Source organism: Muricoprocola aceti (assembly GCF_025567005.1).
GTDB lineage: Bacteria > Bacillota > Clostridia > Lachnospirales > Lachnospiraceae > Marvinbryantia > Marvinbryantia aceti.
Genome location: NZ_JAOQKE010000004.1, coordinates 136865 through 149129, shown reverse-complemented (window position 1 = coordinate 149129; position 12265 = coordinate 136865). Strand labels below are relative to the sequence as shown.

General features: G+C 45.2%; 9 protein-coding genes. All 9 read left to right on the top strand.

Going from position 1 to position 12265, the window contains the following annotated elements; genetic code table 11:
• The first annotated feature begins 24 nt into the window (after positions 1 to 24).
• The 9 genes from OCV47_RS05825 to uvrC all read left to right on the top strand — a co-directional run bounded on the left by OCV47_RS05825 (position 25) and on the right by uvrC (position 12178).
• Positions 25 to 1773 (top strand): peptidoglycan D,D-transpeptidase FtsI family protein, encoded by a 1749-nt coding sequence (locus tag OCV47_RS05825; protein ID WP_262654296.1) that lies wholly within the window; start codon positions 25 to 27, stop codon positions 1771 to 1773.
• A gap of 77 nt (positions 1774 to 1850) precedes the next feature.
• A complete protein-coding gene (gene mraY, locus OCV47_RS05820; protein WP_256297302.1) occupies positions 1851 to 2807 on the top strand; it encodes a phospho-N-acetylmuramoyl-pentapeptide-transferase in 957 nt (318 codons plus the stop codon).
• 58 nt (positions 2808 to 2865) lie between these two features.
• Complete coding sequence (gene murD / locus OCV47_RS05815; protein ID WP_256296983.1) at positions 2866 to 4233, top strand: UDP-N-acetylmuramoyl-L-alanine--D-glutamate ligase; 1368 nt, start codon at positions 2866 to 2868, stop codon at positions 4231 to 4233.
• Between the two features lie 42 nt (positions 4234 to 4275).
• A complete protein-coding gene (locus tag OCV47_RS05810) occupies positions 4276 to 5328 on the top strand; it encodes an FtsW/RodA/SpoVE family cell cycle protein (protein WP_256296981.1) in 1053 nt (350 codons plus the stop codon).
• Between the two features lie 46 nt (positions 5329 to 5374).
• The gene (murA, locus tag OCV47_RS05805) at positions 5375 to 6643 is read left to right on the top strand and encodes a UDP-N-acetylglucosamine 1-carboxyvinyltransferase (RefSeq protein ID WP_117447718.1); all 1269 of its coding nucleotides are present in this window, start codon (positions 5375 to 5377) and stop codon (positions 6641 to 6643) included.
• Positions 6644 to 6674: 31 nt separating this feature from the next.
• Entirely contained in the window at positions 6675 to 7721 is a 1047-nt protein-coding gene (locus OCV47_RS05800; protein ID WP_262654292.1) for a cell division protein FtsQ/DivIB, read from the top strand.
• Positions 7722 to 7830: 109 nt separating this feature from the next.
• The gene (gene ftsZ / locus OCV47_RS05795; RefSeq protein WP_256297300.1) at positions 7831 to 8985 is read left to right on the top strand and encodes a cell division protein FtsZ; all 1155 of its coding nucleotides are present in this window, start codon (positions 7831 to 7833) and stop codon (positions 8983 to 8985) included.
• Positions 8986 to 9052: 67 nt separating this feature from the next.
• Complete coding sequence (locus OCV47_RS05790) at positions 9053 to 10315, top strand: N-acetylmuramoyl-L-alanine amidase (RefSeq protein WP_262654290.1); 1263 nt, start codon at positions 9053 to 9055, stop codon at positions 10313 to 10315.
• 21 nt (positions 10316 to 10336) lie between these two features.
• On the top strand, positions 10337 to 12178 hold the full coding sequence (uvrC, locus tag OCV47_RS05785) for an excinuclease ABC subunit UvrC (protein ID WP_117447721.1): 1842 nt from the start codon (positions 10337 to 10339) through the stop codon (positions 12176 to 12178).
• Positions 12179 to 12265 lie beyond the last annotated feature (87 nt).

The window sequence follows — 12265 nt, the reverse complement described above, 5'->3', positions numbered from 1 at the left end:
GAAAGGACACTGTGGGGATTTTTTATGCATACCTTTCATAAAAGAAAAATCTTGCTGGTATTTGTCGGTTCGGCACTGCTTTTGATGATATTGACGATTCGGCTGGGCTGGCTGATGCTGGGCAAGTCCGGGTATTACGGAAAAAAGGCCCAGGATCTGCATGAACGAGAACGAAGCATCAAGGCTGAGAGAGGAGAAATCTGGGATCGGAATGGAACGGTGCTGGCAGCCAATCAGACAGTATGTACCATATCGGTCATACACAGTCAGATCACAGACCCGGAAAATGTGATTCATGTGCTGGCAGAAGAACTGGGGATGGATGAGAAAAAAATAAGAGCCAGAGTAGAAAAACGAAGTTCCATAGAGCGGATTCGCACCAATGTGCCAAAAGAAACCGGTGACCGGATCCGTCAGATGGAGCTTGCGGGAGTCAAAGTGGATGAAGATTATAAAAGGTTTTATCCTTATGGAGATCTGGCTTCGACGGTCATCGGGTTTACCGGAGGAGATAATCAGGGGATTGTGGGACTGGAAGTGACATATGATGAGGTGTTGCAGGGAAAACCGGGGAAAATCCTGACCATGACCGATGCAAGAGGCGTAGAACTTCCAGATGCAGGAGAGCGCAGGCAGGAACCGGAAAGTGGTCACACGTTGCAGACCAGTCTGGATGTGAATATTCAGATGTATGCCACACAGGCTGCTTTGCAGGTGATGGAAAAGAAACAGGCGGATGGCGTGTCGATTCTGATTATGAAACCAGAAAATGGAGAAATCCTGGCCATGGTGAATGTACCGGAATATGATCTGAATGATCCTTTCACCCTTCCAGTTGCTACGGAAGGAATGAGTGAATCAGAAATACAGGATGCCAGAAATCAGATGTGGCGAAATGACTGTATCAATGACACTTATGAACCGGGATCCACGTTTAAGATCATCACAGCCTCAGCGGGGCTGGAGGAGGGGGTAGTATCCCTTCAGGATACCTTTTTCTGTCCGGGCTATAAAATAGTAGATGACCGGAGAATCCGCTGTCACAAAGTTGGGGGCCATGGATCGGAGAATTTTGTTCAGGCAGCACAGAACTCCTGTAATCCAGTCTTTATCGAAGTGGGACTGCGTCTGGGAGTGGAACGTTACTACCATTATTTTAAACAATTTGGATTGCTGAAAAAGACAGGAATTGATCTGCCAGGGGAAGCCGGTACGATCATGCACAATCCAGAAAAGATGGGGCAGGTGGAACTGGCTACCGTGGCTTTCGGACAGTCCTTTCAGATTACACCGGTGCAATTGGCTGCCACGGTATCTTCCCTGATCAATGGGGGAAAACGGATTACACCCCATCTGGGAGTCAGTATCCGGGACGGAGAAGGTGCGTTGCTTGGGCAGCTGGAGTATCCGGAAGGAAAACAGATCCTGTCCGGGGAAACATCTCAAAAACTGCGGTATGTGCTGGAACAGGTAGTGGATGGAGGAAGTGGAAAAAATGCTTATATAGAAGGTTACAGAATCGGTGGAAAAACAGCAACTTCTGAGACGCTGCCCCGCAGTGCCAATCAGTACATTTCCTCATTTATTGGCTTTGCACCGGCGGATGATCCTCAGGTGCTGGGGCTTTGTATCATTCATAATCCCCAGGGAGTTTACTATGGAGGTACCATAGCGGCACCGGTGATACGGGATATTTTTTCAAATATTCTGCCTTATCTGGGCATGGAAAAAGAAGTGGTGGAGGATACGGCAGAAACAACAGCAGTGGAGTGAGACAACTTTCGGTTGCCAGATACTATAAAAAGACGTATAATTCATGTATATATAGTCTTTTGGAGGAAGAAAAAATGATAAGCATAGAAGTGATTCTGGCGTTACTTATTGCTTTTGCAATAAGCGTATTGTTGAGTCCGTTCGTGATTCCATTTTTAAGAAAACTGAAGATCGGAAATACAGAGAGGGAAGAAGGGGTACAGTCACACCTGAAAAAGGCAGGGACACCAACTATGGGAGGTCTGATCATACTGATCAGTGTACTGATCACCTCTTTATTATTTGTAGGAAGATATCCAAGAATCATTCCGATTCTGTTCCTGACACTGGGATTTGGAATCATTGGATTCCTGGACGATTACCTGAAGGTAGTTCTGCGCAGATCCGATGGACTTTTGCCAAAGCAGAAGTTCCTTCTGCAGGTGGTAGTGACTACCGTATTTGTTGTATACATACTGGTTGTAGATCCAGACTGTCTGGTGATGCTGCTGCCATTTACCCATGGTATGTATTTTGACTGTAAGTGGATTACGGTACCACTGGTATATTTTGTGGTACTTGGCACGGTAAATGGTGTGAATTTCACCGATGGACTGGATGGACTGGCTACAGGTGTTACGACAATGGTTGCAGTATTTTTTACAGTTGTAGCCATCGGTACCCATGCAGAAATTGAACCGATTACGGCAGCAGTCACCGGAGCACTTCTGGGCTTTCTGATGTTCAATTCCCATCCGGCCAAAGTATTTATGGGAGATACCGGTTCCCTTGCACTGGGAGGTTTCGTGGCAGGTACAGCTTATGTACTGCAGATCCCGATTTTGATTCCGGTATTTGGGTTGATCTATCTGATTGAAGTGCTTTCTGTGATCATCCAGGTGACATATTTTAAGAAGACCGGAGGAAAACGTTTCTTTAAAATGGCACCGATTCATCATCATTTTGAATTATGCGGATGGTCAGAAACGCAGATCGTAGCACTGTTTACTGTTGTAACAGCACTTCTTTGCCTGATCTGTCTGTACGGATTATAAAAGGCAAAATTAGTTAAGATGGAAAGAAGCTGCATCAGCAGCTATTTGGAGGATAAATATGAATTTGCAGAATAAAAATGTACTGGTATTCGGCACCGGTATCAGTGGAATCGCAGCAGCAGGTCTGCTGGAAGACAAAGGTGCACATCCGGTATTATTTGATGGAAATGCCGAATTAGAAGAAAAGGCCATCCGGGCAAAGCTGCCGGAAGGAAGCAAGGCAGAGATCCTTTTAGGGGATCTGACAGATGAGCAGATCCGGAGCCTGGATCTGGTCGTGTTAAGCCCTGGTGTACCGACAGATCTGCCACTGGTAAATCGTCTGAGAGAGGCTGGATTAAAGATCTGGGGTGAGATTGAACTGGCCTATGAATGTAGCAGGGGCGATGTGCTGGCGATCACAGGAACGAATGGAAAGACCACGACCACCAGCCTTCTGGGGGCAATTATGCAGCATGCAAAAGAATCTGCATTTATTGTGGGAAATATCGGAATCCCATATACACAGATCGTAGAAGAGACAAAAGAGAGTTCCGTTACAGTGGCTGAGATCAGCAGTTTCCAGCTGGAGACGATTGAACAGTTCCGGCCAAAGGTGAGTGCCATTCTGAATATTACACCGGATCATCTGAACCGTCATCATACTATGGAAGAATATATCCGGGTAAAAGAACTGATTACAAAGAATCAGACAGAAGAAGATACCTGTGTATTGAACTATGAAGATGAAGTTTTGCGGGAATTTGGAAAAACACTGAAGTGTCAGGTTATATTTTTCAGCAGTCTGCGTACATTAGAAAAGGGCATTTACCTGAATGGAGAGATGATCGAATACAACGATGGTACCGGTATCATGACCATCTGCAGTGTGAAGGAACTGAATCTGCCGGGAAGACATAATTATGAGAATGTCTGCGCAGCAGTAGCTATGGCTCTGGCCTACGGCATCAGTCTGGAAGATATCCGTTACGTACTGGTACGGTTCAAGGCGGTAGAGCACCGTATTGAATATGTGACCGAAGTAAATGGTGTTGTTTATTATAATGACTCCAAGGGAACGAACCCAGATGCAGCAATTAAGGGCATTCAGGCCATGGATCGGCCAACGTTGCTGATAGGCGGCGGATATGATAAGAATTCTTCGTATGAGGAATGGATTAATGCCTTTGACGGAAAGGTAAGATACCTGGTTCTTCTGGGACAGACAAAGGAAAAGATCGCAGAGGCTGCAGGAAGGTGTGGGTTCGAACATGTGATTATGACAGAATCACTGGAAGAAGCCGTTGGCTTTTGCGCAGAACATGCCAATCCGGGAGATGCGGTACTGCTTTCCCCGGCATGTGCAAGCTGGGGCATGTTCCCAAACTACGAGGTGAGGGGAAAGAGATTCAAGGAACTGGTGTATCAGTTGAAAAATAAAGATTAAAACAGGGAAGTGGTAGCCGTAAAAGCTGGAAAGCAGGATCGCATGCTTCTGACAGCCGTCCTGGTGCTGGAAATCACGGGACTGCTGATATTGTACAGTGCCAGTGCCTATAACGGACAGGTGCGATTTGCAGATGAGGGTTATTATCTGAAAAAACAGTTGTTTGCAGCGGTGCTTGGAATGGCTGTGATGACAATGATCTCCAGGATCGACTACCATCGGATCGCACGATTTGCCCCGGCTGCCTATATAGGTTCCTGGATTTTATCCGGTGCAGTGCTGCTGGTAGGAGATGCCTACAATGGTTCAAGACGCTGGCTGTCTATAGGACCATTGTCCTTTCAGCCTTCGGAATTTGCAAAACCGGCAGTGATTTTGTTCCTGTCTCATCTTATCAGTAAAAAAGAAAAAGTGGGAAACGGACTGGGTTCTCTGATCTGGTGTATCATGCTGGTACTTCCAATAGTGGCGCTGGTAGGAACAAATAATTTAAGTACTGCGATCATTATCCTGGGAATTGCGGTGATCCTGGCTTTTGTATCCAGACCAGGGTATGCACAGTTCCTTTGGATTGGTCTGGCTGGTACGGGAGTGGTTACCATATTTCTGATGATGGAACAGTACAGGTTGGAGCGCCTGGTTATCTGGAAGAATCCAGAGGCTCATGAAAAAGGATTTCAGACGATACAGGGACTATATGCCATCGGCTCCGGAGGGCTGTTTGGAGTCGGATTCGGAAATGGAGTTCAGAAGCTGGGGTTTGTACCAGAAGCACAGAATGATATGATTTTTTCCATTATCTGTGAGGAGACAGGATGGATAGGTGCGATGTTGCTGCTGGTCTTATTTGGCATTCTTTTGTGGCGCTTTATGGTGATTGCCACACATGCGAGAGACAGACTGGGGGCATTCCTGGCAGCAGGGATTATGGCACACATTGCCATACAGGTCATTTTGAATGTGGCGGTAGTGACGAACACCATACCGAATACAGGAATTACACTGCCCTTTATCAGTTATGGCGGAACATCCTCGCTGTTTCTGCTGGCAGAAATGGGGCTTGCCCTGTCCGTAAGCCGGTGGCAGAATGATTAAAAATGCATATAATAATCTATAGCACTCCGTATACAGGAGGCATAGAATGGGCAGAATTCAGGTATCCGGAGGAAAGCCGCTTGTCGGAGAGACTGCCATACAGGGAGCAAAAAATGCAGCATTGCCGTTGATGGCGGCAGCACTACTTCATAAAGGGACGACAGTACTTCACAACTGCCCGGATATTGCGGATGTATCATGTATGAGGCTGCTGCTGGAAGATCTGGGATGTCAGACTGAATTCAGAAATCATACGATGTATATTGATGCCAGTGTCATTCGCAAGACAGAACCGGATGCAGAACTGACAGCACGAATGCGTGGATCCGTGTTACTGATGGGAAGTCTTCTTGGAAGAATGGGAGAAGTGATTCTTCCGTTTCCGGGTGGCTGTGTCATTGGAAAACGACCCGTGAATTATCATCTGGATATGATGAGATCATTGGGAGCAGAAGTGATATGCCAGGATAATCGGATGATACTGAGGAGAAAGAAACTAAGGGGAACACAGATTTCCATGTGCTTCCCAAGCGTAGGAGCTACCGAGAATGGCATTCTGGCTGCAACATTGGCAGATGGAATAACAGAATTAAAGTCAGGTGCCAGAGAACCAGAGATTGGAGAGTTGTGCCGTTTTCTGCAGGAAAAAGGTGCGCAGATTCATCTGGCAGAAGAGAACATCCGTATAACCGGGGTACAGTGTTTAAGAGACAGTGAATATACCCTGATGCCTGACCGGATTGTAGCCGGAACTTATCTGCTGGCGGCAGCAGCCACCAGAGGACAGATCTGCCTGCACAGAGTTCCTCTGGATCACATGAAGGCACTTCTGGATCTGATGCGGCAGACAGGTGTCCGATTATCAGCAAAAGAAGAAGAAACAGGCTGGGCGCTTTCGATAGACTGCAGGCAGAGCAGACCGCAGATGCTTCAGGTTGAAACAGCACCTTATCCTGGATTTCCGACAGATCTTCAATCACAGCTGATGGCAGCAGTGACGGCAATTCCTGATATGGAATGCTATATCAGGGAGAATCTGTTTGAAGATCGTTTTGTAATCGCAAAGGAATTGAAAAAACTGGGGGCAGAGATTGAGATCTGTCAGAATGAAGCATATATACGGGGCATTCGCAGACTGAATGCAGCAAACCTGAAGTCCCGTGAACTGCGGGGCGGCGCAGCACTTGTACTGGCGGCACTGGCAGCTGAGGGGGTCAGTGAGATTGAACCGGATGATTATATCAGAAGAGGATACGAACATATTGATAAGGATCTGAGAGAACTGGGAGGAGAGATCCGCAGATTTGGCGGATAAAGTGCCTGACTGAAAGAAGGAGTAAAAGACGATGCAGCTACAGAAGAAAAAAGCAAACAAACCAATATATATCATGTCCATGATTCTGGTAAGCATCATTGTGATTGGACTGTTTGTAGTATTCGGCCTGTTTCATATCCGGCAGGTGGATGTGATTGGAAATGAATATTATTCTGCGGATGAGATCCAGAAAATGGTGATGTCGGATTCGTTAAGTGAGAATTCGCTGTATCTGACCTGGAAGTACAGCCAGCCAGATGCGGCAGAGAATCTGACTTTTTTAAGTGCAGTGGATGTTACCATGATCAATCCCTTTCATGTGCAGATTAAAGTATATGAAAAGAGCATTGTGGGATATCTGATGTATTCAGGTTCCATGTTATATTTTGATAAAGATGGAGTAGTAGTGGAGATTTCCCAGGAGAGCAGGGAAGGCATCCCGGCTTATTCCGGTATTGCCATCAGTGAACCGAAGATATCAGAAAAGATTCCGGTAGACGATGAAGATTTTCTGGATGATATTATCTCAGAGGCGCAGATGATTCAGGAGATTCTCTGCCAGAATGGAATTGTGCCAAAAGAGATTCATTATGATGACAAACAGCAGCTGATTCTATATTTTGCGAATAACAGAGTCATGCTTGGAGATAATTCTTATATGGAAGAAAAACTTTCTAACTTGCAGGCTCTGATGCCACAGATGGAAGAATTATCCGGAACGCTTCATATGGAGAACTATACGGCAGGAACTACAACTATCACCTTTAAGAAGGGTGAGAAGGGCGAAGAGGAACTGTTGATGAATGTCAATCAGCCAGAGGGCACCAGCGAGGAAAATACGGATGAAGCTTCCACCGATGCAGATGGAGAAGAAAGTACGGAAGAAAGCGAAAAAAGCGGATACAGCGAAAACAGTGGAACATTTTCTACGGATGCCAGTGGAAACGATACCTATACAGATGCCAGTGGAAATGTCACCAATAATATGGAGCAGATGTATCTGGGAGATGATGGGGAGATTATTTCAGATGGATATGGATATATTGACCCGTATACAGGAGCTTATATTCTGAATTAATAAAAAAAATACTTGATTAATGAAAAAAAAAACTATATGATAGAAGAAATAGTGGAAAATACTGTCGTCGGACAGCAGGACAGAAGGAGGAAGTACCTTGTTAGAAATTATGTCAAATGAAGCTGAAGCAGCTGCCAAGATTATCGTCATCGGCGTAGGCGGTGCAGGTAATAATGCTGTGAACAGAATGGTAGACGAGACAATTGCCGGTGTAGAATTCATCGGAATAAATACAGATAAACAGGCATTGGATCTTTGCAGAGCACCTCACACGATTCAGATTGGTGAGAAGGTAACCAAAGGTCTGGGCGCAGGAGCAAAGCCTCAGGTTGGCCAGCAGGCAGCTGAGGAGAGCGCAGAAGAGATCAAAGAAGCAATCCAGGGTGCAGATATGGTGTTTGTTACCTGTGGTATGGGTGGTGGAACCGGTACAGGTGCAGCACCAGTCGTAGCAGGGATTGCAAAAGAGATGGGGATTCTTACGGTAGGTGTGGTAACAAAGCCTTTCCGCTTTGAAGCAAAGACCCGTATGAATAACGCCATTGCAGGTATCGAAAAGTTAAAAGATAATGTCGATACACTGATTGTCATTCCGAATGACAAGCTTCTGGAGATTGTGGACAGACGTACGACTATGCCGGAAGCCCTGAAGAAGGCAGATGAAGTGCTTCAGCAGGCAGTACAGGGCATCACAGATCTGATCAATCTGCCGGCACTGATCAATCTGGATTTCGCAGATGTACAGACAGTTATGACAGATAAAGGAATTGCCCATATCGGTATCGGACAGGCCAAGGGTGATGACAAGGCACTTGAGGCTGTAAAACAGGCAGTTGCCAGCCCACTGCTGGAGACTACTATTGAAGGTGCTTCCCATGTAATTATTAATATTTCAGGTGATATCTCCCTGATGGATGCGAATGATGCAGCCAGCTATGTACAGGAGATGGCCGGTGAGAATGCCAACATTATCTTCGGTGCTATGTATGATGATACATATGCCGATGAAGCTACGATTACTGTTATTGCCACAGGATTGACAGATATGACTCTGGAAGAGCCGAAGAAGACTACAAAGACAACGGCGAATAAGAGAATTGTACCAGAATTCAGTCAGCAGACTGCATCTATGCAGTCTATGAAGATGCCAAATCTGAATACATCCATGCCGTCTATGCAGAGCAGTGCCGGAAGATTAAAAGCACCGGAGAGCAAAGTACAGGAAAGAGATATCCAGATTCCGGATTTCTTAAAGAGAAGATAAAAAGGTATAGAAGAGGCTGTATGGGCAGCCTCTTTTCGTTTTATGGTGATAGGAAAGGAAAAAGAAAATGAGAGAGTGGAAAAAAAAGATTGGACTGGCTCTGCTGTTTCTGGTGTGCACATGGTGTGTGATGCCACAGGCAAAGGCACAGGCCAATGTAGTGATTGTATTGGATCCGGGGCATGGAGGAAGTGAAGCAGGAGCTACCCGCAGCTGGAATGGGAAGACCTATAAAGAAGAAGTGATTAATCAGAAGATTGCTAATTACTGTAAGGCAGAACTGGAGACTTATGAGGGAGTAACGGTCTACATGACCAGAACCAGTGTAACACAGCCCAGTCAGGATCGAGAGACCAGACTGAATATTGCAAAAAAGAGAAACGCAGATGCATTGGTCAGCTTACATATCAATTCAACAGGAGCGGATGCCCAGTCTTCCAGTACCGGTGCATACTGCTGTGTACCATCCAGGAGCAAGTATCCGGACAGCAAGAGTGAGACAGCAAAAGAAGCAAGAGCGCTGGCCAGCACCATTCTGAAAGAACTGAACAGCCAGGTGGGATTGAAGAATAACGGTTACTGGATCGATGATGAACTGGGAATCATTGTATTTGGACAGAAGAGTAACTATTCAGCAGCACAGGCAGCCAGCTGGGGAATGTCCAAGAGTACGATTAATACCAAGATTCCAAGTTTTATTGTGGAGCATTGCTTTGTAAACAATAAGAATGACTGCAAGAAGTATATCAATTCCGATGCACAGATTAAGAAGCTGGGTGTGGCGGATGCAGCTGGAATTGCCAAATACTACGGCTTAAGCAAAAAAGGAAGTTCTGACAACACGAATAATAATAACAACAATGCAGATACTGGTAATACGGCAGAAAAGCAAGGTGTGGTAAAACAGGGAAACAGACTATATCTCTATGATCAAAACGGTAAGACCATGAAAGGTCTGGTAAAATATGCGAACCATTATTACTATGCATCAGCCAAAGGAAAGCTTTCCCTGGGATGGAAGAAGATCAACAGCCAGAAATACTACTTTGATAAAAAGACCGGGGCAGCAAAGACTGGCCTTCAGAAGATCGGAAAGTATAAGTACTACTTTACCAGTAAAGGAGTAATGAAAAAGAAATGGGTGACCATTCAGAAAAAGCGTTATTATTTCAGTAAGACCAACGGTCGTCTCTTAACGAATTATTGGCTGAAATATAATAACAAATGGTATTATCTGAATAAGAACGGTACCCCGTATCTGAATTGCAAGAAGACCATTAAGGGTAAGAAATATACTTTCGATAAAAAGGGTGTATGTACGAATAAATAAGGAATGAATGTGGAGACAGAGATGTTTGATATTCAGGAAGAATTAAAAAAACTCCCGGCTAAGCCGGGAGTTTATATTATGCATGATGAAAAAGATGCCATTATCTATGTGGGAAAAGCGATCAGTCTGAAAAACCGTGTCCGGCAGTATTTTCAAAGCAGCCGAAATAAAGGACCAAAGATTGAACAGATGGTGACCAGAATACGCAGGTTTGAATATATTGTCACGGACTCTGAGCTGGAGGCTCTGGTACTGGAATGCAATCTGATCAAAGAACACAGACCGAAATATAACACCATGTTGAAGGATGATAAAACTTATCCTTATATTAAAGTGACAGTAGGCGAAGAGTTTCCGCGCATTCTTTTTTCCAGAACTATGAAAAAAGATAAGTCCAGATATTTTGGACCTTATACCAGTGCAGGGGCAGTGAAAGACACCATTGAACTGATGAATAAGCTCTTTCGTCTGCGGGTATGCAATCGGAATCTGCCGCGGGATATCGGGCTGGAACGGCCATGTCTGAATTATCATATCAAGCAGTGCGATGCGCCGTGCCAGGGATATATCAGCAGGGAAGCATACCGCGAACAGGTAGATCAGGCACTGGAGTTTCTCAATGGCAATTATAAGCCTATTTTGCAGATGCTGGAGAAACAGATGATGGAAGCTTCAGAAGCATTGGATTTTGAACGGGCTATTGAACTGCGGGATTTGTTAAACAGTGTGAAACAGGTGGCTCAGAAGCAGAAGATTACAGCCAGTGATGGAGAAGATAAGGATGTCATTGCGGTATCTACAGATCGAAAAGAAGCTGTGGTACAGGTATTTTTTGTCCGGAATGGACGACTCATCGGGCGGGAACATTTTTATCTGCAGGTGGCGCCTCACGACAACCGGAGTACAATCATCAATAGCTTTCTGAAGCAGTTTTACTCCGGTACACCGTTTATTCCGAAAGAGATCATGCTGCAGGAAGAAATCGAAGATCGGGAAGTGCTTGAGCAGTGGCTTAGCACAAAACGAAACGGAAAAGTTTATATTCGTGTTCCACAGAGAGGTACAAAGGAAAAACTGGTGGAACTGGCAGAAAAAAATGCCCGTATGGTACTCATTCAGGACAGTGAAAAAATCAAGCGGGAAGAAAGTCGTACGATTGGAGCCTTAAAAGAGATCGGAAACTGGCTGGGACTGGAGCATCTGATGCGGGTAGAAGCATTTGATATTTCCAATATCAGCGGTTTTGAATCGGTAGGATCCATGATTGTCTATGAGAAAGGCAAACCGAAACAGAGTGACTATAGAAAGTTTAAGATAAAAACGGTCAAGGGACCAGATGATTATGCCAGCATGGAAGAAGTATTACGCCGGAGATTTACCCATGGTATGGCAGAGCAGCAGGAAGGAAAAGAAGCCTATGGCAAGTTCAGCCGTTTCCCGGACCTGATCATGATGGATGGTGGAAAGGGCCAGGTAAATGTGGCACTTCGGGTGCTGGACGAACTGGGACTGGCGATTCCTGTATGTGGCATGGTCAAAGATGATCATCACAGAACCCGTGGCCTGTATTATCAGAATGAAGAAATTCCGATTGACACCAGATCGGAGGGCTTTCATCTGATTACCAGAATCCAGGATGAGGCGCATCGGTTTGCCATTGAATATCATCGCTCTTTGAGAGGAAAACAGCAGGTACATTCTGTGCTGGATGATATCGAAGGAATCGGAGAAACCAGACGAAAAGCACTGATGCGAAAATTCAAGTCCCTGGAAGCAATACGTGATGCCTCGCTGGAGGAACTGGAACAGACAGAATCCATGAACAGGGCAGCAGCAGAGAAAGTATATGATTTCTTTCATTGATGTTAAAATAGGGATGTGTTATACTGAAACTATAGTCAGATCGCACAAAAATGAGATCTGAAAAATGGAAAGTATGTAATGAAGTAA

What these genes read in the sequence shown, in the direction of transcription:
- OCV47_RS05825 (WP_262654296.1), top strand. Translation starts at nt 25, where the DNA reads ATGCATACCTTTCATAAAAGAAAAATCTTGCTGGTATTTGTCGGTTCG.
- murD (WP_256296983.1), top strand. Translation starts at nt 2,866, where the DNA reads ATGAATTTGCAGAATAAAAATGTACTGGTATTCGGCACCGGTATCAGT.
- OCV47_RS05810 (WP_256296981.1), top strand. Translation starts at nt 4,276, where the DNA reads ATGCTTCTGACAGCCGTCCTGGTGCTGGAAATCACGGGACTGCTGATA.
- murA (WP_117447718.1), top strand. Translation starts at nt 5,375, where the DNA reads ATGGGCAGAATTCAGGTATCCGGAGGAAAGCCGCTTGTCGGAGAGACT.
- OCV47_RS05800 (WP_262654292.1), top strand. Translation starts at nt 6,675, where the DNA reads ATGCAGCTACAGAAGAAAAAAGCAAACAAACCAATATATATCATGTCC.
- ftsZ (WP_256297300.1), top strand. Translation starts at nt 7,831, where the DNA reads ATGTCAAATGAAGCTGAAGCAGCTGCCAAGATTATCGTCATCGGCGTA.
- OCV47_RS05790 (WP_262654290.1), top strand. Translation starts at nt 9,053, where the DNA reads ATGAGAGAGTGGAAAAAAAAGATTGGACTGGCTCTGCTGTTTCTGGTG.
- uvrC (WP_117447721.1), top strand. Translation starts at nt 10,337, where the DNA reads ATGTTTGATATTCAGGAAGAATTAAAAAAACTCCCGGCTAAGCCGGGA.